Here is a 26,726-nt window from a genome sequence, read left to right as displayed (position 1 = left end):
CGCGCGGGACTACGCGCCGTTGTCTGGGCAGCCGCTTCAGCCGGATCTGCGTGGCGATGCGTCACGCTGAACGGCTTGTTGCACACCGTTACCGACCCCGGATCGCGGTCCGGGACCACGACACCTTGCAACGCTTCCAGCAGTTTTTCGGGATCTTCCAGGGGCAACCTGGCCAAGTGTTCTGGCGGCAGGTTCCACCATTGGCTGGCCAGCAGGCCTTCGATGACGGCCGGCTCGAAGCGATAGCGCTGCACGCGAGCGGGGGAGCCGGTGACCACCGCATAGGGAGGCACATCGCGGGTCACCAGGGATCGGGCGCCGATGACAGCACCGGTGCCAATGGTTACGCCCTCCAGGATCAGCGCGTCCATGCCGATCCATACGTCGTGTCCGATCACGGTCTGCCGGGTCGGTTCAGTCGTCAGCGGCGCCCCGCAGTGGCCGTGGCGCTGCGCAGCCAGTGCACTGTGAGTGCTCAGCCAGTTCAAGGGGTGCGATTTGCGGTTTTGTCCGAGGGTGACGTTGCGGGCAATGGAGCAGTAGCGGCCGATGTGCGAGACATCTTGCAATTCCGTGCCGCTGACGATGTCGGTGTAAGCACCAATGCGCAGCGTTCGCGCATTGATCTTGACCTGATGCAGTTTGACGCCGTATTCGAGGGTCAACTGCAGGTCGTTTCGCAAGCCCCGGATGCCACTGTCCAGTCGGCATTTGTTGCGAGCGAGGGCGCGTTTCAGCTGGCGGTCCAGCCACAGGCGGCGGAAGTAATTCATGAGTCCAACATTCCTGGTCGGAGCCTCGTGCCAATTGATTGGCCGAGCGCATTGTTGTTGTTTGGAATGACGGTCAGATGGTCGCACAGTTCCCATGGGATGCAAGAGCCCCGATGATCTGGCGATAAGTGTCCGTGGGCTTGCGCGGGAACGGGCATTCACAACCGCGACCGCAAGTGGTATCTGTGAACGCCTGCCGCCTTTTCAACGTTGAGCCCGCGCCATGGACAAGTACTCAAACGGTGAAGCCCACCTGACCCATTCGGAGCGGGACTGGGTGGTGCGCGCCGAACCCTCGCCGCAGTTGGAGCGCATCGAGGCATACTTCCACGGCCATGGCTTCGACATGCACCGGCACGACACCTATGCCATCGGCCATACCCTGTCAGGCGTCCAGAGCTTTCGCTACGGCAAGGAACTGGTGAACAACTTGCCAGGCCAGACCATGGTCCTGCACCCCGACGAACCCCATGATGGGCATGCGGGTACAGAAGATGGCTTTCGGTATCGGATGTTCTATCTGGAACCTGCGATGATCCAACAGGTGCTGGGTGGCAAACCCTTGCCGTTCATCAAAGGCGGGGTGTCCAATGACCCGCGTCTGTTCAAGGCCACGCAGGCGCTGTTGCGTGACCTGCACACCGCCCTCGACCCGCTGGAACTTGACGACGCCGTCTACGACATCGCCATCGCCCTGCAACACGCCACGGGTGCGCGCAGAGGGCGCCAGCGTGTCGATTACGTCGCCGCCGAACGCGCCCGCGAACTGCTGCTGGCCAGCCTCGAGCAGGGCGTCAGCCTCGATTCGCTGGAGCAGGCCAGCGACACCGACCGCTGGCGCCTGTCCCGGGACTTCCGTGCGTTGTTCGGCACCAGCCCCTATCGCTACCTGACGCTGCGTCGACTGGACCTGGTGCGCCATTCGATCGCCTGCGGTATGTCCCTGAGCGACGCCTCGGCCATGGCCGGTTTCGCCGACCAGAGCCACATGACGCGCCATTTCGTGAAGACCTTTGGCTATCCGCCCGGGAAGTGGTTGCGGATGTTGAACGGTGCCTGACGAATCAAACCTGACACCCAATCTGTAGGAGCGCGCTTGCCCGCGACGGCGTGCAGCAGGACACCGCTTCTGTGCCCGAGCTGACGCCGCCGCGGGCGAGCGCGCTCCTACAGTCGGCGGCGGCAGAGCTATTTACGAACCAGGCATCAGCACTTTGATCAGGGCCCGTACGACCCCCGGCAGGGCGTCCAGTTCGCGCACCAGAATGCTCCTCTCCCGTACCGCCCAGGCCTCGTCCAGCGTGATGGTCACCAGTTTCATGGTCCGGCTGTGGCGCGTGGCGGCGGACTCGGGGATGATCCCGATCCCCACGCCCGCTTCCACCATCCGGCAGATGGCTTCGAAGCTCGACACTTGAATCCTGAGGGACAGGTTCAGCCCCAGTCGCTCGACGTGATCGCGCAGAAAGCTGAGCAATGTGCTGCCTTCGTGCAGGCCGATGTGCTGAAAGGCCAGGGTCTGCTTGAATGTCACCTGTTTTTGCTTGGCCAGCTCATGCCCTTCGGGCACGGTCAGGACCAACCGATCGGTGCTGAAATGCAGGATTTGCAGGCCCGCCGCCTCGACCGGTCCGGCGATGATGCCCATGTCGGAGCTGCCGTCGAGCACACCCCGCACGATGTCCCGCGACAGGCGCTCTTGCAGGTCGACGGTCACCCCTGGGCGTTCGGCGAGAAAACCCGCAAGCACTTCCGGCAAGAATTCTGTCACCGCGGTGGTGTTGGCGAAGATGCGAATGTGGCCCGCCGAGTCGGTGCCGTAGTGGGTGAATTCGCTCTTGAGGTAATCGACCTGGCTCATGATCAACCGCGCGTGCTTGAGCAGCCGCTGCCCGGCAGGGGTGAGTTCTACCCCGCGACTGTCGCGGTACAGCAAGCGGGTGTCGAGCTGGCTTTCCAGCGCCTTGATCCGGGCGCTGGCCGCCGCGGGGGAAAGAAAGGCGCGGCGTGCGCCCTGGGTCAGGCTCGGGGATTCGCCGATATGGATGAAGAGGCGCAAGTCAGCCAGGTCGAAGTGCATGGGACGGTCCACGAGCGAAAGAGGCGTTCAGCATACATGAACGCCGGTATACGCAAATGCAAATTCACAGAATGCCCGCTCGATCCCATCATCTGCGCATAACAACAAACGCAGAAGGTTCTCTCCCATGAGTGATTCAGATTCGCCGGTGGATTTCAGTGCCTGGATCGGACGGACCGAAGAGGCTCAGGATCACCTGAGTCTCAACCTGATCAAGCGCATCGCCGCCACGTTCGGCGAGCCTGTGCCGGCCGCGGGCGAGGCGCTGCCTGCCCTGTGGCAATGGTGTTTTTTCCAGGAACCGGTGTTCGAGTCGCAACTGGGCGGCGACGGTCATCCTGCCCGTGGTGGCTTTCTACCGCCCGCCGACAATCGCAACCGCATGTGGGCCGGCGGCCGTGTCGAATTCCTTCAGCCCCTGACAGTGGGGGCTGACGCCCATCGCCTGTCGACCATCCTGCACATCGAAGAAAAACACGGCCGCACTGGGTCGTTGCTGTTCGTCACCCTGCGTCACGATTACTCACAGAACGGCGAGCTGTGCGTGCGCGAAGAACAGGACATCGTTTACCGCGAACCCAATCCCCCGAAGCTCAACAGCGGCGACGCGCCGGAGCAGGGCGACTGGAGCGAAACCATCCACCCGACGCCGACCCTGTTGTTCCGCTACTCCGCTGTGACCTTCAACGGCCATCGCATCCACTACGACTACCCCTACGTCACTGAAACCGAAGGTTACCCAGGGCTAGTGGTTCACGGGCCGATGATCGCGACGTTCAACCTGCGCGCGTTCATCCACGCCAACCCAGACAAACGCGTGCGCCACTTCGCCTATCGCGGCGTGCGCCCGCTGAACGTGCCGACGCCGTTCCGTGTCGGTGGCCGCATCAGCGAGCCAGGAAAAGCGCAGTTGTGGGCGGGCAATGAAGCCGGTGTCGCGCAAAGCGCCGAAGTGCTTTTTGACTGAGCCGGGTTCGACCCAACTCTCTTCTTTTATATAGGCATGGCCAGCCCCGCACTTGCGACGGGGCTTTTGGCAGACGCGAGTGAACACCATGAGTCCATACGATAACGAAGACCTCAATGCCATCCGCGAAGGCGTGCGCGCCCTGTGCGCCGAGTTCCCGGCCGAGTACTGGCGCAAGATCGATGAGGAGAAGGGCTTCCCGGAGGCCTTCGTCAAAGCGCTGACTGACGCGGGCTGGCTGTCGGCGATGATTCCTGTGGAATACGGCGGCTCGGGCCTGGGCCTGGCCGAAGCCTCGGTGATCCTCGAAGAAGTGAACGCCTGCGGCGGTAATTCCGGCACTGTGCATGGCCAGATGTACAACATGTTCACTCTGCTGCGCCACGGCAGCGAAATGCAGAAAAGCTACTACCTGCCAAAGCTCGCCAGCGGCGAACTGCGCCTGCAATCGATGGGCGTCACCGAACCGACCACCGGCACCGACACCACCAAGATCAAGACCACCGCTGTCAGGCAGGGCGACAAGTATGTGATCAACGGCCAGAAAGTCTGGATTTCACGGGTCCAGCATTCGGACCTGATGATCTTGCTGGCGCGCACCACGCCACTGGCCGAGGTGAAGAAGAAATCCGAAGGCATGTCGATCTTCCTCGTCGATCTGCGCGAGGCCATCGGCAACGGCCTGACCGTTCAGCCCATCGCCAACATGGTCAACCACGAAACCAACGAGCTGTTCTTCGACAACCTCGAACTGCCTGCTGACAGCCTGATCGGTGAAGAGGGCAAGGGCTTCAAGTACATCCTCGACGGCTTGAACGCCGAGCGCACGCTGATCGCCGCCGAGTGCATTGGCGATGGCCGCTGGTTCACCGAAAAATCTGCTGCTTACGCCCGCGATCGCGTGGTGTTTGGCCGTCCGATTGGCCAGAACCAGGGCGTTCAGTTTCCGATTGCCGAAGCCCATATCGAAATTGAAGCGGCTGACCTGATGCGCTGGCGCGCCTGCGAGGAATACGACAGCGGCAAGAACGCCGGTGCGGCGGCGAACATGGCCAAATACCTTGCGGCGAAAGCATCGTGGGAAGCAGCAAACGCCTGCTTGCAGACCCACGGCGGTTTTGGCTTTGCCAACGAATACGACGTCGAGCGCAAGTTCCGCGAAACCCGTCTGTATCAGGTCGCGCCAATCTCCACCAACCTGATCCTTTCCTACGTTGCCGAGCATTTGCTCGAGCTGCCACGCAGCTTCTGAGGACATCCAGATGAGTCATACCCAGGCAAGCCACACCCAGGTATTGGCGAGCTTTCTCGCCGAGCTGCATTACGAGCAGATTCCCGGGCCCGTGCTGGACCGCACCGAAGACCTGTTTCTGGACTGGGTCGGTTCGGCGCTGGCCAGCAAGGGCGCGCGGCCCATTCCGATCTTCGAACGCTATGCCGAGCGCATGGGCCCGGCCAGTGGAAAGGCAAAGGTGCTGGTCAATGGCCGCGGCACCACTGCGTATTTCGCTGCATTGGTCAACGGCGCAGCCTCGCATCTGGTCGAGCAGGATGACTTGCACAACAGCTCAGTGCTGCACCCGGCGACCGTGGTGTTCTCTGCAGCGCTGGCAGCCGCGCAGGAGTTGGGCAAATCCGGCCAGGACTTCCTGCTGGCGTCAGTGGCCGGTTACGAGGCTGGCATTCGTATCGGCGAATTCTTGGGGCGTTCGCATTACCGCATCTTCCATACCACGGCGACGGTGGGCACCCTGGCTGCGGCCGTGGCGGTCGGGAAATTGCTGAATTTCAATCAGGAGCAGTTCATCAATCTGCTCGGAACGGCCGGCACCCAGGCGGCGGGGCTTTGGGAGTTCCTGCGCGATGCGGCCGATTCCAAACAGCTGCACACGGCCAAGGCCGCTGCCGACGGAGTGCTCTCGGCGTACCTGACCGCTGACGGCCTGACCGGTGCGCGCAACATTCTGGAAGGCGATCAAGGCATGGCGGCGGGCATGTCGAGCGACAGCGACCCCTCGAAACTGTCCGACCGTCTGGGCTCGCGTTGGGCGCTGGTCGAGACCTCCTTCAAGTTCCATGCGTCCTGCCGTCATACCCACCCGGCAGCGGATGCGCTGTTGCACCTGATGCAGCGCGAAGGCCTGCGGCACGAGCAGATCGCTCGGGTCATTACCCGCGTCCATCAAGGCGCCATCGACGTGCTGGGCCGGGTCGACGTGCCGCAAACCGTCCACCAGGCAAAATTCTCCATGGGCGCCGTATTGGGCTTGATCGCGGTGCACGGCAGTGCGCAACTCATCGAGTTTCGCGACCTGGCGCTGACCGACGCTGCGGTGGCCGCATTCCGCGAGAAGGTCACGATGGAGCTGGACCCGGAAGTCGATGGCGCGTACCCCGCCCGCTGGTTGGGCCGGGTCATTGTCACCACCACCGACGGCCGCACGCTGACCGCCGCGATCGATGACCCGAAGGGCGATCCGGGCAACACCCTGTCCCGGCCTGAGCTGGAGGACAAAGTCCAGCGCCTGCTGGCGTTCTCGGGCGCACGCACGGCAGAGCAGGGCAGGGCACTGATCGAGCGGGTCTGGCAGCTGCGCGATGCGCGGGATCTGGCGGATTTGATCTGATAGCACATACGTGATCGTTCCCACGCTCCGCGTGGTAACGCCTCCCTCGGACGCTCCGCGTCCACGGCGATGACGCAGAGCGTCATGGGATACATGCCCACGCGGAGCGTGGGAACGATCATGAGAAGAGGTTAATAGCATGACTCAACAACCCCCCCGTCCTCTGGACGGCATCACCGTCATCAGCCTGGAACACGCCATCGCCGCGCCGTTCTGTACGCGACAGTTGGCCGATCTCGGCGCGCGCGTCATTAAGGTGGAGCGTCCCGGCGTCGGCGACTTCGCGCGCGGCTATGACCAGCGCGTCGACGGGCTCGCCTCGCATTTCGTGTGGACCAACCGCTCCAAGGAAAGCCTGACGTTGGACCTCAAACAGGACGCCGCTGGCGACATCCTCGAAGCGTTGTTGGGCCAGGCCGATGTGCTGGTGCAGAACCTGGCACCGGGTGCCGCGGCGCGCATGGGGCTGTCGTTCGGCGCATTGCACGCGCGCTTCCCCCGTCTGATCGTCTGCGACATCTCCGGCTACGGCGAGGGCGGCCCGTATGAAAAGAAGAAAGCCTATGACCTGTTGATTCAGAGCGAGGGCGGTTTTCTCTCGGTGACCGGCGGACCGGGTGACGAGGAAATGGCCAAGGCCGGCTGTTCGATCGCCGACATTGCGGCGGGTATGTACGCCTACACCGGGATCCTTTCGGCGTTGCTGTTGCGCGACAAGACGGGCGAGGGCAGCCGCATCGACGTCAGCATGCTGGAGAGTCTGGTGGAGTGGATGGGCTACCCGATGTACTACGCCTACAAAGGCGCACCCCAACCGCCGCGGGCCGGGGCCTCGCATTCGACGATCTACCCTTACGGTCCCTTTCCGACCGGTGGAGGGGGAACCATCATGCTCGGCCTGCAAAACGAGCGGGAATGGGCGCTGTTCTGCGAAAAAGTGCTGTTGGACAAAGCATTGGCCACCGACGAGCGGTTTTCCGCCAACTTCAAACGTTCGGAAAACCGCGAGGCGCTGCGTCAGATCATCGTGGACGGTTTTGCCTCGCTGAGCCTCGACGAAGTGGTGGGGCGCCTGGAAGACGCGCAGATCGCCAGTGCGCGGGTCAACGACATGCAAGGTGTCTGGGAACACCCGCAACTCCAGGCTCGGGACCGCTGGCGCACGGTGGACAGTCCCGCGGGGCCGCTGCCTTCGCTGCTGCCGCCAGGGCGCAATGGCGCCTTCACACCGCGCATGGACGGGGTGCCCAACCTGGGCCAGCACACGGCGAGCATTCTCGGCGAACTGGGGTTCAGCGCGGAAGAGCAGGCGCGAATGAGTGACGCCGGGGTGGTTTGAAGGCTCACACCCGCACCGTAGCGTGCGCTGGAACTGGGCGGCACTCCGACGATGGCGTCGATACAGCCAACATCGCCGTATTTGACACGCTGCATCGCGGGCAAGCGCGCTCCTACAGACGATGCGTCCTTACGTTGTGCGCATGACTTATTAACGAGGTATGAACCATGCCCCCATCCATTGTCCGCTCCGCACTGTTCGTGCCCGGCAGTCGGCCTGAACGCTTCGCCAAAGCGCTGGGTGCCGGCGCCGATGCGGTGATCGTCGATTTCGAAGACGCGGTCGAAGAACCGCTCAAGCGTCAGGCCCGGGATAACCTTGGCGCGTTTTTACAGGACACTCCCCACGCCTCGGTATGGGTCAGAGTGAACGCGCCGGAGCATGCCGAGCATCTGGCCGATCTGGCGTTCTGTACGCAGCAGGCAGGCGTTGCCGGCGTGCTGCTGCCTAAAGTGGAGAGCGCTGCGCACGTCGTCGCGGTGCATGCCACCGGCAAGCCCGTGTTGCCCATCATTGAAAGCGCCAAAGGCCTGTTGGCACTGGAGCAGATCGCCCATGCGCCGGGGGTCCAGCGGCTGTCGTTCGGCGGGCTCGACCTGGCCCTGGACCTGAACCTGAACAGCGGCACCGAAGCGGCCCGGCTGTTTCTCGACCAGGCGCGGATGGCCGTGCAGTTGCATTCTCGAGGTGCCGACCTCGCTCCCCCGCTCGACGGCGTGCATCCGGCTATTGGCGACCCCGAAGGTCTGCACCGTGCGATCCGGCACGCCTATGACATGGGTTATGGCGGCGCACTGTGCATCCACCCGGCACAGGTGCCGGTGATTCACGCCGCCCTGGCGCCCAGTGCAATGGATTTGGCGTGGGCCAGGCGTGTGGTCGACGCCAGCGTGGCGGCCAAGGGGGCCGGGGCTTTTCAACTGGATGGCCAGATGGTCGATGCGCCGGTGCTGCTGCGTGCGCAGCGGCTGTTGGCGTTGGGCAGCGATCCGCGTTAAAGGCAGGCGGCCCTGGACGCGCGGAGGCTCCTCGCCGCGTGGATTGCGGGCTCATCCCGTCGCGGTGGAGCAGCGGAGGCTTTCATGGAGTGGCACTTTCCAGTGGGTCTGCTAGTTTTCGGGTGACGTCAGCTCTGGCCCGGGGGTGGGAAGGCAGTGGGTCCACTGGCAGCGTTCAGCATTGCCGAACGCTGGTTTATAGAAAAGCTGATTCTCGAAACACGCTTCGTTGGGCATCGTGAGATGGCACAACGCTCTCGCAGAACCGATTCCTCTACAACAATAAAAAGGTGATATCGATGTTGAAGCTGACCAAGGCGCTTTTCTGCGCCGCCGCAGTGTCCGTGGCCGGCATGGCTTACGCAGACCCTGTCGTGATCAAGTTTGCCCACGTCGTGGCGGAAAATACGCCAAAGGGCCAAGGCGCTTTGATGTTCCAGAAACTCGTTGCCGCCGATCCCGCTTTGAAAGACAAGGTCAAGGTCGAGGTCTATCCGAACTCTTCACTGTTCGGTGACGGCAAGGAAATGGAAGCGCTGTTGCTCGGCGACGTGCAGATGCTTGCGCCTTCGCTGGCCAAATTCGAGCAGTACACCAAGAAAGTCCAACTTTTCGACTTGCCGTTCCTGTTCAACGATCTGGCTGCTGTCGACCGCTTCCAGCAAGGCCCGCAGGGCAAGGCGCTGCTGACTTCGATGGATGACAAAGGCATTCACGGATTGGCTTACTGGCACAACGGCCTGAAGCAGCTGTCGGCGAACAAGAAACTGGTCGAACCCAAAGATGCCCGCGGCCTGAAGTTCCGGGTGCAGGCTTCCAGTGTGCTGGAAGCGCAGTTCGTCGCGCTGCACGCCAACCCCCGCAAGATGAGCTTCGCCGAGGTCTACCAAGGCCTGCAGACCGGTACCGTCAACGGCACCGAGAACACCTGGTCTAACTATGAAAGCCAGAAAGTCAACGAAGTGCAGCCGTTCTTCACCGAGTCCAACCATGGGCTGATCGACTACATGGTGATCACCAATTCCAAGTTCTGGAATGGCCTGCCTGCGGACGTTCGCGACGAACTGCAGAAGATCATGGATCAGGTCACCGTCGAGGTGAACAAACAGGCCGAAGCCCTGAACCAGACCGCCAAGCAGAAAATCATCGATGCGAAAACCAGCGAAATCGTGACGCTGACCCCGGAACAACGGGCCAAGTGGCGGGAAGTCATGAAGCCGGTCTGGGACAAGTTCTCCGAAGAGATCGGTGCCGACCTGATCAAGGCGGCAGACGACGCCAACAAGGCGCCTTGATCACCCCCGGTTCGGCCTGATCGAAACGGGCCGTGATGTCTGCGTGGCCACCTCGCCCTTCCTGGGCGGTGGCCACTCTCTCGACGTTCGGAGAATTCTTATGCAATCGCTGACGCGACTCTGGGAGCACCTGGAGGAGGGCTTCATCGCCTTCCTGCTGGCGGCCATGACGCTGGTGACGTTTGTTTACGTGGCGCTGAATAACATTTACACACTGTTCTACACCCTCAGCGACCAATGGGCGGTCAGCAGCGACTTTTTTGCAGGGATTGGCGATCACCTGATGGGCTATGCCCAAGGCATGACCTGGAGCGTGGCCCTGACCAAGGCGCTGTTCGGCTGGCTGATCTTCTTCGGGATTTCCTACGGCGTGCGCACGGCGGGGCACCTGGGGGTCGATGCGCTGGTGAAGAAAACCAGCAAACCTGTTCAGCGGATGCTCGCCTTGCTCGCTTGCGCCTGCTGCCTGGCGTACGCCGGGCTGTTCCTAGTCGCCAGCTACAAATGGGTTTCGGCACTGTTCGTCGCCGGAATCGGGGCCGAAGACCTTGACCGTTACGGCATCAAGATCGCTTACATCACCCTCATCGTGCCGATCGGCTTTGCGCTGGTCATCGCTCGCTATCTGGAAATCCTCCATCGCATCTGGACCCATCGTCAGACCGGCCTGGGGCTGGCCGACGAGGCCGCAGAAGCCAGCAAACTGGCCAATCCTGACGGGGAGCAACACTGATGACCGTGCTTTGTCTGTTTCTCTTGCTCTTCGTTTTCATGTTCCTGGGTGTGCCTATCGCGATTTCGCTGGGCCTGTCCGGTGCTGTGTCGATCCTGCTGTTCAGCCAGGACTCCTTGAGCTCGCTGGCGATCAAGCTGTTCGAGACGTCCGACAGCTACACCTTTCTGGCGATCCCGTTTTTCCTGCTGTCCGGTGCGTTCATGACCACGGGCGGCGTGGCCCAGCGTTTGATCGACTTCGCCAACGCCTGTGTCGGCCACATTCGCGGTGGCCTGGCGATCGCCGCGGTGTTGGCCTGCATGCTGTTCGCCGCGCTCTCCGGGTCCTCTCCCGCTACCGTGGCAGCCGTGGGCTCGATTGCAGTTGCGGGCATGGTGCGCTCGGGCTATCCCCGGGAATTCGGCGCCGGGATCATCTGTAACGCCGGTACGCTGGGAATTCTGATCCCACCTTCGATCGTGATGGTGGTCTATTCGGCGGCGACCGAGACGTCGGTCGGCAAGCTGTTCATCGCCGGTGTGGTCCCTGGCATCCTGCTGGGCGTGATCCTGATGGTCGTCATTTACATCGTGGCGCGGGTCAAAAAGCTGCCAGCCCAGCCGCGTGTCTCGTTCCGTGAGTGGCTGACCACGGCTCGCCGCGCTTTCTGGGGGCTGTTGTTGCTGGTGATCATTCTGGGCGGCATTTACAGCGGCATGTTCACGCCCACCGAGGCCGCCGCGGTCGCGGCCGTCTACTCCGCCTTCATCGCCTTGTTCGTCTACAAAGACATGCGCTTGCGCGACTGCCCAAAGGTGCTGCTGGAATCGGGCCGGTTGTCGATCATGCTGATGTTCATCATTGCCAACGCAATGTTGTTCGCCCACGTGCTGACCACCGAGCAGATCCCACAACAGATCACCAACTGGGTCATCTCCGAGGGCCTGACGCCCATCGGCTTCCTGATCATGGTCAACGTGGTGCTGTTGGTCGCCGGCAGCTTCATGGAGCCCTCGGCCATCGTGTTGATTCTGGCGCCGATTTTCTTCCCGATCGCCACCAAGCTGGGCATCGATCCGATTCACCTGGGGATTGTCATGGTGGTGAACATGGAGATCGGCCTGGTGCACCCACCGGTGGGCCTGAACCTGTTCGTCACCTCCGCGGTGACGGGGTTGACGCTGGGGCAAACGATTCGCGCAGCCTTGCCATGGCTGTCGATCCTGCTGTTGTTCTTGATCCTGGTGACGTACGTACCGTTCATTTCTCTGGCATTGCCCAATTGGCTGGGAATGCCTTGACCGAACTGTGAGCGCAGTGCCTTTGGCCCTCGTTGACGTCAGTCTTCGAGGGCTTTTTTCATGGAGGGTAGGGGGGCGAGGGGTAGGCCCAGGAAAGCGCGCGAGCCATAAGGCGGGCATGAAAAATCCGCGCAGGCCCTGTGTAGCTCAAGGGCGATGCGCGGATTGTCTATGAAGCGATCAGTGCATAAACAGGGCGATCAGGATAATTACCGGAATCGGTACACCCAGAAACCACAGCAGTAGGGAACGCATGATGTTTCTCCTTGATCAACGGACGGTAGAAGTGGTGTAGGCGCGAGTTTCGACGTAGGTCACGGCGTCACGGCGACGGCCGCCCCAGAGTGCGGCCAGACTGGCCACGAAGGCGCCGCAGAGCAGAGCGACAAAGGTCCACAGCGCGGTCGCCGAGGCCACTTTGGCAGCAGTGTCGGCAGCCTGTTGAGCTTTGAGTTTTGCGTCGGCGACCGCTTGCTTGGCCTGGCCGTAGACCTGATCGACACGGGCCTCTGCGTCGGCTTGGCTCAGATTGGTACGCTGAGCGACCAGTTGCGCGAGATAAGCGCGATCTTCAGGCGCCAACTGCCCGTCGTTGGCCAATGTCTTGGCGAAGATACGTACCACCACACCACGCGCGGCATCATCGCTGACGGCGGCGGGACGGTCGTCACGGAACAGCGAATCGACGAAGTAGCCGTATTGCTCGCTTGAGGTATTCCCTGCGGCACTGCCCGCTGCAACGGCTGCGGTGCCTGCAACACCTGCTACCGCACTGGCGCCAGCTTTCACACCGCTGCCGACCAACCCGCTGACGGAGCCGACGATCAACACCGCCGCCACCAGCGTTGCGATCGCCCACGAAAGGAAGCCATGCGCCGTATCACGGAAATAAACCTCGTCGCCGTGCAGGTTGGACCACTTCACGCGCAGACGACCGGCCAGGTAGCCGCCCAGTCCGGAGGCAAGGATCTGCGTCAGTGCCAGCCACACCACGGTGGAAATTCCCAGCGTCTTGGCGCTGGCACCTTCATTGGCCCATGGGGACATGGCCGAGAAGCCAAGGCCCGACCCGAGCAAGACAAGAATCATGGACAGCGCAGCCGCACCGGCGGCTCCGGCGAAAATGGCACCCCAGGACACACCCGAGGCATTGGAGGTTTCTTCGACAGCGGCAGGATAGGCATCAGGTGAGACGTTCATGGGGTCATGCTCCGTGCAAATAATGGTTTTTGCTTCAGGCAAGACATTGCAGTGCGTGTGCCAGCGTAGGCTGTTTTATAAATGCGTTTAAAAACAGGGAGTTGAGGAAAAACGCCTGGGCGGCCTCCATGCAAATTGCATGACGTGGTGTAGTTCCACATGCGTTCTGCCCGGTCGAGATAAGTTCAGTGAGGTCAGCAAGTTGCAGCGTTTCGTTAGCGTCAAATGCAATGATCATGTCACCCCGCGGTCAGATGCGTGCGGCAACCATTCAGCGCTCAGCGCTGGTTGAAGCAAAAATACGCTTTAGAACCGTACGGGCGATGCCAGGGTGCCAGCTCATGGCCTATAGTCTCGGCTCAGGCCCGTCTCTTCGAGAGGTAATTCTCATGTTTCAACATCGTCCCCTAGAAGAAAAAGACATACCGGCCGTGTGCGACATGCCACAGAGTGTGGATGAGCTCTTTTATATGTTTCCTAAAGCGGCATTCCCGCTGACGCCGGCGCAGCTGAAGGACGCCATCGAGCAACGTTCGGACAACACGGTGATCGAGCTGAACGGCGAGGTCGTGGGGTTTGCCAATTTCTCGCGCTACGATTTCCGCGGTCGCTGCTCGATGGGCAACGTCATCATTGCGCCGCATGCCCGCTCGAAAGGGGTAGGCCGTTACATGCTCGGTTGCATGATGGAGCTGGCCTTCGGCAAGCATGAGGCGAAAGAGCTAACGGCGTCATGTTTCAACCATAACGTCCCCGGGCTGCTCTTTTATCCCAAGTTGGGTTTCAAACCTTTCGCCATTGAGGAACGTCTCGACAAGCGAGGAAATCGGGTGGCATTGATCCACCTGCGCCTTCCCCACGCCTGATGCTCGTCCACTCGTCGGCCGACTTGCATCTGGCCGACGAGTGGGCGCTCTACAACTCTGCCGGTCATCGGCCCTTTTACCCCGCCCGTCATTGCATATCTCACATCCATCGCGTTTTTTCCTTTTACAACATATTGATGAAACGTTTTATCAATAACGGCCCGTCATTTATCAATAACAAATGGATGTAACCGCATTGGGTTGCCCCAAAAAAGGGCGAGGCGTATAAGTTGTGTATTCGCCAAACGACAGAGGTTCATCTGACGAATCGGGATAAAATGTCTTTATCCATGGAAGTTCCTAATAAAAGACGGGCGGTTGCTGCTTTTTTGGAATTAGCTTCCGCCCAAGGAGGATGTCGTCAATGCTTGCTTATACCCTTTCAAACCTGGAGCTGCGTGGCATTATTGAAAGCGGCTTTCTGCCTCACCGTTGCCATTGCACGATCATGGATAACACGATGACCGTCGAGGTCATCGACCCCTTGACTGAGCGCGTGGAGCTGTTTGCCAGCGGCATCCGTCTGGACAGACTGGATACCAGTCGGGCCCTTTGTGAGCTTATTTCCGAATTACGCGCAGAAGTGTCCTCAGGGCAATCGAATGATCGACAGGCGCTGGCCAGTTGATAGTTTTATAACCACTGCTGCATAACAAATACGCCCATGTGGTCATCCCGACATGGGCGTTTTTTATCTAAACCTTCTTCACCTGTCATATTCCCCGGCACTGATCTCTGGATAAAGCTACGTGTGGTGAGTGTGCAGGCGAAAGTCCTGCTTCCAAAGCGCAGCATTATTTTTTATCTTAACGGCGCAACCGGCGACCGATCGCCGAACTCAGTTCGAGGAATGCGCATGGTCGACCACCAGGCCGAAGGTACTCACGGGAATATTCAAAAAAACGTCCACACGCATTTGCTTCGCAGGCAAAAAGTCATGTTGGGGCTTGGCCTGCTGCTGGCAGTGGTGGTGATGTCCGTGGCGGCCATCGTGCTCATGTTGCAGCGCCTGGAAGCGAAAAATGCCACCTTCCAGCCCCCCATGACAGCCCTTGAGCGCCAGCGTCTGTTGCCGACCGATCCAGTATTGGACACGGCGCCGAAAATCGATGGTTTGCGTTACGGTGACCAGGTCGAACGCACGCTTGAGGATTTCGCCCCGACCAGCGATGCCTCGCAAGAGGAGCATCCACCGTTGAGCCATGCGCTGATTCTTCGGTCAGCCGATTTGCACGCCGATGCGCACGCGAACCTGCCTGCGGGCCGGGCGGGGCCCTGAAGTCAGTGCACCCGTCGTGGCTGCTCATCCTCGAACAGCAGCCGGAAAGCCTCTTGGTCCCCATCCTTGACCGAACCGTGTTCGCGGATCGGCCCAGCTTCGATTCGCCCGTCCAATGCCACACGGATGATCGACGAACGGGATAGGTAATCCGGCACAGCGCCCAGAATGACCAGTTCACGTAAGGATTGCCCATTTTGCTCGACGGTGGACAGCCTCACCCTGCAGGTGGCCTGCATGGGAACTGGCCCGAAGAGGGTGTCACGCGAATAGTCGATTTCAGCGATGCTGGACCGACGGTTTTTCTCAGCATTCATATCCATGAGGGCAGCTCCTTCGTACCTTCGGCGTCAGCGACAGATGGCGTATGGAGCGGCGTGAGCGCGAGATAGTTCGTCCTTTTTCTACCAAAGGCGCTACCGCTCATCGGGCATTGCCAGCTTGGCCTGGGATGCTGCTCCAGCAGATGACGGAAATTGATGATCGTCGTGTCTTCGGGAGTCGGCGCACTGAGCGTCACTCGCGCAAGATGACCCGTCGAACGCTTTCCCGGATGTCTCAGGTGGCGTGTCTAGATCTCCGAGTCCTGATACTAACCGCCAGAATACCCACGGCCACTCCAGCGATACCTGCTGCGCCAAGGAACCCATGAGCCTGGCCACCCGGTATGAAGTCCATGAATGATGAGATGAACTGACCGGCAAAAATTGCCACGGAAAGCCAGGCCAGATTGCGGCCTCTCTGTGCCGGGTGGCTGAACTCGATGGTCAAGTGGTTGACCATTGGAATGGTTAATCCAAATCCGAGACCCAGGCAAAGCCCTCCCTCGATCATCGGTGCCAAGCCTTCTGCGGTCATGAATGCCAGGTGTGCCAGGGCATAGCTTATGAAGCCAGCAATCAACGTGCTGTAGTCGCCCATCTTCCGCGCCGCGATTGGCATGATAGCGGCCGCGCACACCGCGATCAGTGATACATAAGACAAAAAGTACCCAACCTGGGCCTCGTTTAGTCCGAGACCGTGCAGTCGAAGGGGAAGCATGATGATGGCGGTGAAAAACACGGCCATGGACAGCACAGCTGAAGCGTATACGACCCTCAAATCAGCCGATGGCGTCGCTGTCTGCTGACGTTGTACGCATGCATGTTGGCCGACAACAGGTTGAGGTACGCACGTCAGCACCAACGCGAGAAGCACCCAAGAGGATAGGTAAAGCACGAAAGGCCACTGCCATCCGACGTTCGCCAGCACGCCAGCTACGAAGAGAAAAATCACCCCACCGAGTTCGATGGACATGCCTTGCTTTGCAATCATGTTCAGACGAGCTTTGCCTTCGTAGAACTCCGAAATCAGACCCGTTCCGGCCGCCATGATCAGTACCGTCGATCCGCCAAGAAAAAATCGGTCGACAAACACGAGTGGCCCAAGGATCAGGAATCCCGCCACTCCCAGTAGTCCATAAGTAAAGAGCCCAAAGCACAGGGCCTTATACAGGCCGATACGGTCGATGAGCTTGCCCGCCAGCGGGCCGAAGATAATGACTCCCAGTGACGGAAGGGTGACCAGCCAACTCGCTGCATTCCCCACCCCGAGCTGCCGCGCAATGGTGGGCAAGCCGGGAACGATGACACACCCCACCATAATGGTCAGGCTTGCTACCGCCAGCAGAACGAAGGATCCTGCGCGCGTAAGTTGTGACTTCATGATTTGTCCGATTAGTGGAACAGCTATCCGCCAGGTGGTACAAAGCATGTGAGGCGATCCTCCCGCTGTCAATGGGAGGACCGACAAATGACGAAGGAGGAAGTGTGACGTCCGAAGCAGAGGGTAGTGGTAAGCAGGTGATAGCACGGGCGGCTGCGGTGCTTAAAACTTTGGAAAACCAGCGAGAAGGATTGAGCCTCGGTCAGATCTCTAAAGCTTCCGGATTGCCACGTACAACGGTGCATCGCATTGTGTCAGCGCTTGAGGCTCAGCAAATGGTATTGACTGGCAGCTCGGGGGTCCGCCTTGGGCCTGCGCTTGTCCGACTTGCAGCGTCTGCCCACACCGACTTGGTGGCAATCGCCAGGCCGTACGTTGAGGGCCTGGGACGTCGCACGCGAGAGACGGTGGATGTCTCCGTCTACCGTGGGCTCCATGCCATATCTGTCGATCAATATCCATCTGATCAGGAGTTGCGTGTCGTCTCTCCTTTGGGTACCGCGTTTCCTATACATTGCACCGCCCACGGCAAAGCACTGCTAGGCATGTTTCCAGACGAGTTTTTATCTCAGTTGCTGAGCGAGCCGCTTGAGCAACGGACCGCTTCAACCATCGTTTCACTGAGATCCTTGATCACGGAAGTGAACGTCGGCAGGCAGCAAGGATGGGCCGTCGACAAGGAGGAGCATGCTGAAGGTGTCTGCGGCATCGGCGTAAGTATCCGCAGTGGACTGTCCGAGCATTACGCGATCTCACTTGCAGTGCCTGCGCTGCGTTTTCACAACAATTTCCAATCGTTGAAAGCTGCGCTGCTTCAGTGCAAAGCAGAGATAGAAGCGTTGATTGGAGGGTAATCAATCCGAGAATGGTCAGACCTTCTCGACCCATGACGCGGGGGGCAAAAGCGACTCGCCCTTGTCGCGAGCACACAGCGTTTGCCCCTGCTAGTTCAATTAACAGCGTCATTTTTTTGCCAGACCGTCGGCGTCATGAAGAGGAATAACTGAAAACAACCGAGCGGATAAAACTAACGAGGACGTGACGAAAAAATGGCAAGTTCCTGATGTGTTCACGGGTGCAATCAATCTTCACGGCGTGATGGACTGAATAACTAACGGCTTTTTTTTCATATTAAAAACGCATGCAAAAGAATGGTGGCGATATTATTCTGGCGTCAATAATTAAATACGATAAAAATCAATAGGTTGTGGGTAGTAAATTTGCATAACGCCTTTTTCTCGAAAATTTGACACTCCCCCTGTTTTTTGAAACCATGGCTTCACCCACCTAGCGCTTAAATAGCGTGAACTTTCACTTCTGGGCTTGGCCCTTATCCGCGAAAGGCTTGAAACAGAGCGCTCGGCGAGATGGCGGTAGCGTCCCCGACTGAAATGCCATGCGCCGACCCTGTTGTCGCCTGAGACAACCAGGCTCATTCGATTTTGGTCTCTCTTGATAAAAAGCGCATAAGGCTGCCTGAGTGCCATTTCAGGTAAGCGGTACTTCTTCATATACAAACTTTCATACTGTCGTTGACGACCACGGTATCGGTAGTCGTTTCTCAATTGGAAGTGTGCCAACAACAAGTGGTCGCAAATAAAAACAATCAGCAGTGCATCTAGGCAGGCGTTGAGCAGTGCCTGCAGGGTTGGGTCCCGGCAAACAGTGGGCAGCGTCCCAATATATCGACTAAGTTCGGAGTCACGATTATGTATGGAGATCATCTGGAAACCGTGTGCGGTTGCGTCGTCGGGGGAGCGGGGCCAGCCGGTATGGGGTTCTTGTTCAACGCCTTGAAGAGCGGCGCGATGCCAGAGCTGGCCAGGGAAGGCCTGATCATTGTCGACGCCAGCCCTAATCCCGGAACGGGGCGGTTGGGGGATTATCGGATCACGGCCAACTCAGTCGGCGATGTTTTCCTGGACTGTCTGCGTGACCCCGCGCTGCGCGATGTGTTCGAGCCGCTGGAGCATTCGCCAGCGTATTGGCGTATCCGCCGCCAGGCGCAAAGCGCGCCGCAGTTGGCCGATGTGGCCGAATTGCTGGCGGAGGCTTCCACCCTGGTCCTGAATTTCATCGTCGAGCACTACGGCGTAAAGCTCTGGACGCGTACCACCATCACGGAAGTGGTGCAGGACGATGATGAGTACCATGTGTGGGTGGAAGCCGAGGGGCGGACGCGCCGAATTCGTTGCCGCGCGTTGGTCCTCAATCTGGGGGGGCGCCAGGATCCGCAACACCTGCTCGACAGCCTGGCCGACCAAGGCTTGGCTGTACCCCCGTCCGCCCGGGTGCTCAGTGCCGATACGCTGTTGCGCATGAACGCCGTGGAGCTGCGTGATGTGTTCGCTTCAACGCTGGCGCGCAAGGGCCGCATCTGTGTCGTGGGAGGGTCCCACAGCGCGTTCTCCGTTCTCGAGAATCTCGCCGATGCGTTGGAGTTCGCCGGTTTGACCGAGGTGACGCTGGTGCATCGCTCGCAGATACGTCTGTTTTACGAAACCGCCGAAGCGGCGCTCGAAGCGGGCTATGCCTTCGACCCTCAAAAGGATGTGTGTCCGGTGTCGGGCCGCGTGAATCGTTCGGGTGGCTTGCGCTATCGGGCGCTGGATGTCGGGCGCGAAGCGCTGGCCAAAGGGCGCATCGGCAAGACGGGCGTGCGGTTGCACATGTGGCAGACGCTCGAAGGCCCGGTTGGGCATTTCGACCAGGCGCGTCAGGCGCTGGCGGAGTCGGAGGTGGTGGTGCAGTGCACCGGCTATCAGCCGATGCTGCCTGTGCTGAGTTACGCCGGCGGCGGCGCCATCCGGCTGATGGAGGTCAAGGGCGGGCTGGATTCCGACCCTTCGGGTTGCCCGCTGGACAGCAGCGGTCAACGCTTGTACGGCCTGCACCTGTTCGGCTTGGGCGCAGGGCTGGGGGTCGATCCTCGCCTGGGCAGCGAAGCGTCGTTCGACGGCCGGATCTACGGCGTTTGGCAATTCCACAACGACGCCAGTGGCGCGGTGATCGATGCGGTCCTGGCTCGCCTGCAACAGCCGGTGGTCCAGCCGGTCAGTGTGGCGCGCCGGCGCGTGGCCAACCGCGAAGAGCAGCGTCAGCCGTTCATCTGGCCCGTCCTGGCCAATGCGCCGTCCTGACGCCGCCTGCTACCCGGTATCCCGAGTCCCTTGGAGGGATTCGGGATTTTTTTTGCCTGAAATATTTCAACGATCATGCGCAGCAATATGTTGGTCATCATGCTGCTTTTGGATAGAGTCGACGGCTTCATCTATTCTGGGTGTCCGGACACCTCTGATTGACTCCACAAGGAACCGACAGAACATGCGAATTTTGATCGTGGGTGCAGGTGCGATTGGCGGTTATTTCGGGGGGCGGTTGCTCGAGGCGGGGCGCGACGTGACGCTTCTGGTGCGTCCCACCAGGGCAGAGGAGCTGGACCGCGACGGCCTGATCGTACGCAGCCCGTTGGGCAATATCGTGTATCCATCGCCGCCTCTGGTGATGACGCCCATGCTGGATCAGACCTTCGACCTGATCCTCCTCAGTTGCAAGGCCTATGACCTCGACGCGGCGATGGAGTCCTTCGCGGCGGCAGTGGGCGCCGAGACGCTCATCCTGCCACTGCTCAATGGCATGGCTCATCTGGACCGCCTGGCCGAGCGCTTCGCTCCGGGCAACGTGCTGGGCGGGCAGTGCCTGATTTCTCTGGACCGCGATGCCTCCGGCGCGATCCTGCACTTGAACGACACGAATCAGTTGTCGTTCGGCGAATTGAGCGGTGCCGTGTCGCAGCGCATCTTGAAAGTCGCCGACGCACTGGCCGACGCTGGATTTGACGCCAACCTGAGCCAGCAGATCGTCCAGGAAATGTGGGAAAAATGGTGTTTCATTGCCACGGGAGCAGGTGTGACGGGCGCTTTGCGCGCGAGCATCGGCGATGTCATGGCCAGCGGCGGGGAGGCATGGGTGCTGCAGTTATTGGCTGAATGCGCGAGCATCGCCGAAAACGCCGGGTACCCCCTGCGCCGCGACGTGCGGCAACGCTTTCAAACGATGCTGACCACTCGGGGTTCGAAGATGACCGCCTCGATGCTGCGTGATATCGAGCGGGGCGCACCGATCGAAGTCGAGCATGTGATCGGCGACCTTGTCGCCCGGCGTTCGAGCGCCGATAAGCATGCCAAAGGCGGGTTATCGACGCTGGACACGGTTTATCTGCACCTTAAATCCTACGAAGCGCGGCGATTGCGCGAGCGCGGCTAAGCGACTTCGATCGGGCGGTTCGGGTGTTTCTTACTGCTGGCGAAGGCGCGCACCAGCAGTTCCAGCAGCAGGGCAAGCAGCAACGCGCCAGTGCCGATCAGAAACAGCAGACGATGATTGCCGCCGCTGCCATTGAACAGTAGGGAGTACCCGTAGCCGGAGACGGCTTGCAGCAGCGCGAATGCCGTGGTCGCTCGGCTCCAGGCCGCACCTTGTGCGCTGGGATCATGAGGCAACAGCTCATGGATCCGCGCCAGGACCAGCGGCACGATGCCGGGCGGGAAAGTGCCGATGACCAACGTCAATGCGGCAATCATCAGGCCGTCATGGGCGGTATAAAGCAGGCCGACGACCAGCGCCTGAATCACCAAAACCAGGCGGATACCACGGGTCGGGCCCATCCAGTCGGCAATGGCACCGTAGAGCATGGGACCGATCAACGCGCCGACCCCATACACGATCCAATACAGCGCCCCGACGTGTGCACCCATGCCCAGGTCTCGGGCGACGAAATCCACCAGAAATACCATCAGTGGCACGAGCCCGATCGCCATCAGCCCGAACTGGGCGTACGTCATTCTGAGGAATAGCGCATGGCGATGAGGGCGGGGTGCCGATGCGTGCCCAGGGGCGGAAGAGACAGGCGCCGCCGCAGTCGGCCAGCCGGTCCAGCTCACGGCGGTGAGCAGCGCACAGAACAGGCTCAGGCCCAGCCATGTTACGCGCAACCCCATGTCCAGCAGCAGAGGCACCAGCGTGCCGGATGCCGCAATGCCCAGCCCCAGCCCGAAGAAGATCGCGCCGCTGGCCAGACCTTTGCGGGTTCCCGGAATGTGTGGAAGGACCGTGGAGGCCACCAAAACCATGATCGCCCCACCGGCGAGACCGGAAACGAAGCGCCATGCGAAGAACCAGAGAGTGGAGAACGGCACGGCACAGCCGGCAAAGGATAGCGTGACCAGCACCATCATCAGTCGCAGGGTGTGGCGGTTCGTCAATCTGCGCGCCAAGGGGCGCCCCAGCAGCGCGCCGATGAAATAGCCCGCCAGGTTGGCAGCGCTCAGGACGATGATGGCTGAGGTGGCGAACCAGTGATTCTCGATCAACGGCGGAATCAGCGGCGTGTAGGCAAAGCGCGCGAGGCCGATGCCGACCAGCGTGGCACACAGCCCGGCGATGATGGCATGCCAGGGGATGGGCGCGGCGGAGGAGGAGAGTGCTTGTGGTGTGTCTTCTGAAACCGAGGAAGGCTGCATATGCGCACCCGAATGCAATGGGGGAATGTTTGACACCGATGTCATGTTTGCCATGCTAGTCAAAATTGACAGCGCTGACAAGAATGAGGTCAACTTCACTCCTACCTGTTCGTGGCTCGATCGGCGGCAGGTCAATGCACAGTGGGAGAGCTGAAGTCATGGCGGGTGTGAGGCAATTCGACGAGGACCGTACACTGGATCTGGCGTTAAACGTGTTCTGGCAGAAAGGCCTCAGCGCGACGTCGATGCAGGATTTGGCGCAAGCCACCGGCGTGTTGCGGGGCTCGCTTTACAACGCCTATCAGGGCAAGGAGCAGTTGTTCCTCAAGGTGTTCGACCGCTATCGACAACGCATGACCGGCCACATGGCCGCGGCCCTGGCTGACCCATCGATCAAGGTGGCGCTCGAAGGTTTTTTCGATTTCATCATTACCTCGATGACCGAAGGCACGCCGACCCGCGGCTGTTTGACCACCAAGACGGCTGTCGACGGTATTTCCGAAGTCGAGACCATTCGCACAGCCCTGCAGGGAATGCTCGATGACATCGAAGCCTTGCTGCAGACCCGATTCGTCCTCGAAGAACAGAACGCTACACTCAACCTGACGGCCAGCGAGGCGTCGCGCCTGGTGTCGACCTTCACGCGCGGCGTTGTCGTCATGGAGCGTGTGTATCAGGACGAAGCCCGTTTGCGCAGCACCGCTGCGTCGATGGTCAAGGTGTTGATCCGGCCGTGAAAGCCACCCACCGCTCCGTGCGCTGCGTGGCAAAAAAACCGAACCTTCGCCGTGAGCTACCCTCAACTACTCGACATCTGGCGCAAGAGGAGAGCCCGACATGCCGGTCAAGCACGATTTGTACGCGGATTTGAGTATCGCCAAGGAAGAAGTGATCAAAATGCGGGGCAAGGATCCCAAGCTCAATAGTTTGATCGACAGTTATGAGTCGCTCGATGCCGACATCGTCGAAGCCGAGTCTGGATCCGCGGGGGATGTTTCGGACGATCAGCTCAAACGGCTTAAGGAAGAGCGGCTAGTGGTCAAAGATAAAATCGTCAAACACGTTTCTTACAGCCAATGAACCGAGGGTTCGTTGATTAACGGCGCGGCCCGAGTCTCCAGACTCGGGCCGTTTTCGTTTCGGGCCCTGGTCAAGTTGCCCTTCCGGCGCTGCTTAGTTGCACTGCGTCCAATGCGCTGAAGTCGTGAATGGATCCAATAGACGAAAAAAAACGGCGCCGGGGAATACGCCGTTTATTTTATCGGCCCACATTACGGCCGACGCCAATCAGAGAAGATGAACCGGACGGCTCACTGCTGCTCTTGGTTGTTCGGTGCAATTTCGGCCTGGATGCGTTTGTAAATCTCTTCACGGTGCACCGAAACGTTTTTCGGCGCATTGATTCCGAGACGGACCTGCAAGCCCTGTACGCCCAGAATGGTGACGGTGATTTCGTCACCAATGTTTATGCTTTCGCCGACTTTGCGGGTGAGTATCAACATAATCTTTTCCTTGATGGCCTCGTGGAACGCCTCTGCCAAGAGGCTGGCCGTAGCCTTGGGTGATGGTGGTTGCCGATTGCATCCAAATGCGTCATCCGTAAGACGCCTTTGGCATGATTTTAATTCCCCAGGTTCATCTTCTTGTCATTGGCTCGGGTTCCTGAGGCCAGACGGTGTACGAATTTTGCCTGCTTTTGGCGGTAATTCCCCGTATGGATTCGCTATTACCCTCATAGCCAAGTCCGGGGCGGCGCCTATTGCACACTCCTTTCGCATTTATTGCAAAGAACACATGCCAAGTGGCGATGAAATTTTCATTAGGCCGCTTGTACGTCATCTCCTAGTGGAGTGTAGGAGAATTCCGTATAGCGCGAACGCAAAGTATAAGAGAGTGCACCGAAATCTCGCCATCCCCACGGCGGGATCGGAGGTTTCAGGAAGGGATGACGTGAAAGAGAAAAGACATGCCCACCGCGGCGGGTGGGCATGGGATGTAGCCGTCTGGAATCAGACCACCAGCGACAACAGCATGATGAGGATGATACCGACCACCGACAGGATGGTTTCCATCACTGTCCAGGTCTTCAGGGTTTCGGTCACGGTCATGTTGAAGTATTGCTTGACCAGCCAGAAGCCTGCGTCGTTCACATGGGACAGGATCAAGGAACCTGCGCCGGTGGCCAGTACCAGCAGTTCCCGGTTGACCCCAGGCACCATCGCGACCACGGGTGCGACGATACCAGCACCGGTGATGGTCGCCACGGTAGCAGAGCCGGTGGCGATCCGAATCACGGCCGCCACCAGCCACGCCAGCAGAATAGGCGAAATCTGCGCCTGCACCGCCATGTGGCCGATCAGGTTACCGACGCCGCTGTCCACCAGCATTTGTTTGAAACCACCCCCGGCACCCACGATCAGCACGATGGCGGCCACTGGCGCCAGGCTCTGGTCCAGCAGCTTGATGATCTGCTCGCGGCTGAAGCCACGGGCCGAACCGAAGGTGTAGAACGCCAGCAGCAGCGCAAAGAGCAGGGCGGCGATCGGGTGGCCGATGAAGTCCATCCAGATGCGGAAAATGTGACCGTTGGGCAGCGCCACGTCAGCGAAGGTCTTCAACAGCATCAGGAAAACCGGCAGCAGGATGGTCAGCAGGGTAATGCCGAAGCTGGGCAGGTTTTCGTTAGTCGATTCCTTGGCAATCTGATCCATCAGGTCTTTGGACGGGTTGCCGGGAATGTGTTTGGCAATCCATTTTCCGAAGATTGGACCGGCAATGATCGCTGTTGGGAACGCTACGATCAGACCATAGAAAATGGTCTTGCCGATGTCGGCGTTGAAGATGCCGATCGCCAGCAAAGGGCCCGGATGCGGAGGGACGAGGCCGTGAACCGCGGACAGGCCGGCCAGCAGCGGAATGCCGATCTTGACGATGGACACGCCGCTGCGACGAGCCACGATGAACACCAGCGGAATCAACAGCACGAAGCCGATTTCGAAGAACAGTGGGATACCCACCAGAAACGCCGAAAACATCATGGCCCAGTGCACGCGCTCCTTGCCGAAGCGGCGAATCAAGGTCTGGGCGATCTGGTCGGCGCCGCCGGAGTCGGCCATCAGCTTGCCGAGCATGGTGCCCAGCCCGAGGATGATGCCGACGAAGCCCAGCACGCCCCCGAAGCCGTCCTGGAAGGATTTCATCACTTTTTCGACCGGCATCCCGGAGGTCAGCCCGAGAAAACCAGCCGCAATGGTCAATGCAATAAAAGGGTGGACCTTGAACTTGGTGATCAATAGCACGAGGCCGATGATGGTCACCAGCGCATCTACGAGTAGATACGTGTCTTGAGTCATACCGAACATGGGGTGTCTCTCCGTTGTATTTTGTTTTTTTGGAGCTACTGCTCAACGCTGTTGTTCACTGCCTTGTGTACACGAAAAGACAGCGCTGTCTTTTTCGCTCACGCCGGTCCCGCGATCAGGAGCCGGTAAGAGCGGTGGCAGATGAGGTTTGCGACGCGCTCCACCATGCCGCTGCGTCAGCGCCGATGGTCTCGATCGGCTGAGTCGCATCCACGACCAGCGTGCGGTCTTCTCCGTAAGGCGGTTCCAACGTCGCGAATTGACTGTCGACCAGGCTGGCCGGCATGAAGTGGCCAGGGCGGTGCGAGCAGCGCTCGGTCGCCAGTTCCTTGGTGAGTTCCAGAAACACGAACCCCAGGCCCGGCACGGCGGCGCGCAAGCGATCGCGGTAGATCAGCTTGAGGGAGGAGCAGGTCAGGACCGGTTTCTCGCCATTACGCAAGGCCGCCGCAACTTCTTCCCCGAGGCGGGTCAACCAGCCAGCGCGGTCGTCGTCGTTGAGGGGATGGCCAGCGCTCATCTTGTCGATGTTGGCTTTGGGATGGAAGGCGTCGCCCTCGATGAGGCGGCCGCCGCTGCGTTTGGCGATTTCAGCACCCACGGCACTTTTGCCGCAGCCTGAAACACCCATGATCACGAGGGCGGAGATTGCATGTGAAGCAGTAGTCATAAAAACCTCGCCCCGAAGACAGCGCTGT

The 26,726-nt window shown here is 60.0% G+C and carries 27 protein-coding genes and 1 pseudogene; 17 read left to right on the top strand and 11 right to left on the bottom strand.

What is annotated here, in order from left to right; genetic code table 11:
- Positions 1-56 precede the first annotated feature (56 nt).
- A pseudogene (locus DBP26_RS27460) lies at positions 57-773 on the bottom strand (CatB-related O-acetyltransferase); the annotation flags it as partial.
- Positions 774-996: 223 nt separating this feature from the next.
- On the opposite strand from DBP26_RS27460, the gene DBP26_RS14640 reads away from it, so the two are divergent.
- Positions 997-1,833: an AraC family transcriptional regulator gene (locus tag DBP26_RS14640; protein ID WP_108238414.1), complete on the top strand. Its 837-nt coding sequence runs from the start codon at positions 997-999 to the stop codon at positions 1,831-1,833.
- 132 nt (positions 1,834-1,965) lie between these two features.
- Here the strand turns inward: DBP26_RS14640 and DBP26_RS14635 are convergent, their stop codons facing one another.
- Positions 1,966-2,853, bottom strand: a complete 888-nt coding sequence (locus DBP26_RS14635; protein WP_108238413.1) for a LysR family transcriptional regulator — start codon at positions 2,851-2,853, stop codon at positions 1,966-1,968.
- 127 nt (positions 2,854-2,980) lie between these two features.
- Here DBP26_RS14635 and DBP26_RS14630 point away from each other — a divergent pair, with 127 nt between their 5' ends.
- The 8 genes from DBP26_RS14630 (at position 2,981) to dctM (ending at position 12,095) form a co-directional block, all read left to right on the top strand.
- Positions 2,981-3,820, top strand: coding sequence for a MaoC family dehydratase N-terminal domain-containing protein (locus DBP26_RS14630; RefSeq protein WP_108238412.1), 840 nt, complete (start codon positions 2,981-2,983; stop codon positions 3,818-3,820).
- An 88-nt stretch (positions 3,821-3,908) separates the two neighbouring features.
- The gene (locus DBP26_RS14625) at positions 3,909-5,072 is read left to right on the top strand and encodes an acyl-CoA dehydrogenase family protein (RefSeq protein ID WP_108238411.1); all 1,164 of its coding nucleotides are present in this window, start codon (positions 3,909-3,911) and stop codon (positions 5,070-5,072) included.
- A gap of 10 nt (positions 5,073-5,082) precedes the next feature.
- Entirely contained in the window at positions 5,083-6,447 is a 1,365-nt protein-coding gene (locus DBP26_RS14620) for an MmgE/PrpD family protein (RefSeq protein ID WP_108238410.1), read from the top strand.
- Positions 6,448-6,586: 139 nt separating this feature from the next.
- A complete protein-coding gene (locus DBP26_RS14615) occupies positions 6,587-7,786 on the top strand; it encodes a CaiB/BaiF CoA-transferase family protein (protein ID WP_108238409.1) in 1,200 nt (399 codons plus the stop codon).
- Positions 7,787-7,953: 167 nt separating this feature from the next.
- A complete protein-coding gene (locus DBP26_RS14610) occupies positions 7,954-8,784 on the top strand; it encodes a CoA ester lyase (RefSeq protein WP_108238408.1) in 831 nt (276 codons plus the stop codon).
- Positions 8,785-9,083: 299 nt separating this feature from the next.
- Complete coding sequence (locus DBP26_RS14605; protein ID WP_108238407.1) at positions 9,084-10,079, top strand: TRAP transporter substrate-binding protein; 996 nt, start codon at positions 9,084-9,086, stop codon at positions 10,077-10,079.
- A 100-nt stretch (positions 10,080-10,179) separates the two neighbouring features.
- Entirely contained in the window at positions 10,180-10,812 is a 633-nt protein-coding gene (locus DBP26_RS14600) for a TRAP transporter small permease (protein ID WP_108238406.1), read from the top strand.
- Positions 10,812-12,095 carry a C4-dicarboxylate TRAP transporter large permease protein DctM gene (gene dctM, locus DBP26_RS14595; RefSeq protein ID WP_108238405.1) on the top strand — a complete coding sequence of 428 codons (1,284 nt, stop codon included), beginning with the start codon at positions 10,812-10,814 and terminating at the stop codon, positions 12,093-12,095. The genes DBP26_RS14600 and dctM overlap by 1 nt, the downstream gene beginning before the upstream one ends.
- Positions 12,096-12,365: 270 nt before the next feature.
- Here the strand turns inward: dctM and DBP26_RS14590 are convergent, their stop codons facing one another.
- Both DBP26_RS14590 and DBP26_RS26870 read right to left on the bottom strand, forming a co-directional pair.
- The gene (locus DBP26_RS14590; RefSeq protein ID WP_108238404.1) at positions 12,366-13,295 is read right to left on the bottom strand and encodes a hypothetical protein; all 930 of its coding nucleotides are present in this window, start codon (positions 13,293-13,295) and stop codon (positions 12,366-12,368) included.
- Positions 13,296-13,329: 34 nt separating this feature from the next.
- Positions 13,330-13,533 (bottom strand): hypothetical protein, encoded by a 204-nt coding sequence (locus DBP26_RS26870; protein ID WP_146749671.1) that lies wholly within the window; start codon positions 13,531-13,533, stop codon positions 13,330-13,332.
- A gap of 151 nt (positions 13,534-13,684) precedes the next feature.
- Here DBP26_RS26870 and DBP26_RS14585 point away from each other — a divergent pair, with 151 nt between their 5' ends.
- The 3 genes from DBP26_RS14585 (at position 13,685) to DBP26_RS14575 (ending at position 15,440) form a co-directional block, all read left to right on the top strand.
- Positions 13,685-14,161, top strand: coding sequence for a GNAT family N-acetyltransferase (locus DBP26_RS14585; RefSeq protein ID WP_108238403.1), 477 nt, complete (start codon positions 13,685-13,687; stop codon positions 14,159-14,161).
- 364 nt (positions 14,162-14,525) lie between these two features.
- Entirely contained in the window at positions 14,526-14,789 is a 264-nt protein-coding gene (locus DBP26_RS14580) for a DUF1652 domain-containing protein (RefSeq protein WP_108238402.1), read from the top strand.
- A gap of 36 nt (positions 14,790-14,825) precedes the next feature.
- On the top strand, positions 14,826-15,440 hold the full coding sequence (locus DBP26_RS14575; RefSeq protein ID WP_146749672.1) for a hypothetical protein: 615 nt from the start codon (positions 14,826-14,828) through the stop codon (positions 15,438-15,440).
- Between the two features lie 2 nt (positions 15,441-15,442).
- Here the strand turns inward: DBP26_RS14575 and DBP26_RS14570 are convergent, their stop codons facing one another.
- Both DBP26_RS14570 and DBP26_RS14560 read right to left on the bottom strand, forming a co-directional pair.
- Entirely contained in the window at positions 15,443-15,763 is a 321-nt protein-coding gene (locus DBP26_RS14570) for a hypothetical protein (protein WP_108238400.1), read from the bottom strand.
- 235 nt (positions 15,764-15,998) lie between these two features.
- The gene (locus DBP26_RS14560) at positions 15,999-17,144 is read right to left on the bottom strand and encodes an MFS transporter (RefSeq protein WP_108238476.1); all 1,146 of its coding nucleotides are present in this window, start codon (positions 17,142-17,144) and stop codon (positions 15,999-16,001) included.
- Between the two features lie 104 nt (positions 17,145-17,248).
- On the opposite strand from DBP26_RS14560, the gene DBP26_RS14555 reads away from it, so the two are divergent.
- Complete coding sequence (locus DBP26_RS14555; protein ID WP_108238398.1) at positions 17,249-17,998, top strand: IclR family transcriptional regulator; 750 nt, start codon at positions 17,249-17,251, stop codon at positions 17,996-17,998.
- A 327-nt stretch (positions 17,999-18,325) separates the two neighbouring features.
- On the opposite strand, the gene DBP26_RS26865 is transcribed toward DBP26_RS14555, so the two are convergent.
- Positions 18,326-18,868 carry a hypothetical protein gene (locus tag DBP26_RS26865; RefSeq protein ID WP_146749673.1) on the bottom strand — a complete coding sequence of 181 codons (543 nt, stop codon included), beginning with the start codon at positions 18,866-18,868 and terminating at the stop codon, positions 18,326-18,328.
- Between DBP26_RS26865 and DBP26_RS14550 the strand changes: the two genes are divergently transcribed.
- Positions 18,854-20,284, top strand: coding sequence for a pyridine nucleotide-disulfide oxidoreductase (locus DBP26_RS14550; protein ID WP_108238397.1), 1,431 nt, complete (start codon positions 18,854-18,856; stop codon positions 20,282-20,284). The two genes, DBP26_RS26865 and DBP26_RS14550, sit on opposite strands and share 15 nt — an antisense overlap.
- Before the next feature lie 184 nt (positions 20,285-20,468).
- Positions 20,469-21,410, top strand: a complete 942-nt coding sequence (locus DBP26_RS14545; RefSeq protein WP_108238396.1) for a ketopantoate reductase family protein — start codon at positions 20,469-20,471, stop codon at positions 21,408-21,410.
- On the opposite strand, the gene DBP26_RS14540 is transcribed toward DBP26_RS14545, so the two are convergent.
- A complete protein-coding gene (locus DBP26_RS14540) occupies positions 21,407-22,666 on the bottom strand; it encodes a YbfB/YjiJ family MFS transporter (RefSeq protein ID WP_108238395.1) in 1,260 nt (419 codons plus the stop codon). The genes DBP26_RS14545 and DBP26_RS14540 overlap by 4 nt on opposite strands.
- 134 nt (positions 22,667-22,800) lie before the next feature.
- Here DBP26_RS14540 and DBP26_RS14535 point away from each other — a divergent pair, with 134 nt between their 5' ends.
- Both DBP26_RS14535 and DBP26_RS14530 read left to right on the top strand, forming a co-directional pair.
- The gene (locus DBP26_RS14535) at positions 22,801-23,403 is read left to right on the top strand and encodes a helix-turn-helix domain-containing protein (RefSeq protein ID WP_218565128.1); all 603 of its coding nucleotides are present in this window, start codon (positions 22,801-22,803) and stop codon (positions 23,401-23,403) included.
- Positions 23,404-23,503: 100 nt separating this feature from the next.
- Entirely contained in the window at positions 23,504-23,746 is a 243-nt protein-coding gene (locus DBP26_RS14530; protein WP_108238393.1) for a DUF465 domain-containing protein, read from the top strand.
- Between the two features lie 230 nt (positions 23,747-23,976).
- On the opposite strand, the gene csrA is transcribed toward DBP26_RS14530, so the two are convergent.
- From csrA to DBP26_RS14515, 3 genes are all read right to left on the bottom strand, one after another.
- Entirely contained in the window at positions 23,977-24,168 is a 192-nt protein-coding gene (gene csrA, locus DBP26_RS14525; protein ID WP_108238392.1) for a carbon storage regulator CsrA, read from the bottom strand.
- A gap of 507 nt (positions 24,169-24,675) precedes the next feature.
- Positions 24,676-26,028 carry a GntP family permease gene (locus DBP26_RS14520; protein WP_108238391.1) on the bottom strand — a complete coding sequence of 451 codons (1,353 nt, stop codon included), beginning with the start codon at positions 26,026-26,028 and terminating at the stop codon, positions 24,676-24,678.
- Positions 26,029-26,143: 115 nt separating this feature from the next.
- Positions 26,144-26,659, bottom strand: a complete 516-nt coding sequence (locus tag DBP26_RS14515) for a gluconokinase (RefSeq protein WP_177411062.1) — start codon at positions 26,657-26,659, stop codon at positions 26,144-26,146.
- Positions 26,660-26,726: the final 67 nt, after the last annotated feature.

It is taken from the genome of Pseudomonas sp. RIT409 (genome assembly GCF_003052515.2).
In the GTDB taxonomy this organism is placed as follows: domain Bacteria; phylum Pseudomonadota; class Gammaproteobacteria; order Pseudomonadales; family Pseudomonadaceae; genus Aquipseudomonas.
This window is presented reverse-complemented; position numbering and strand designations above follow the sequence as displayed.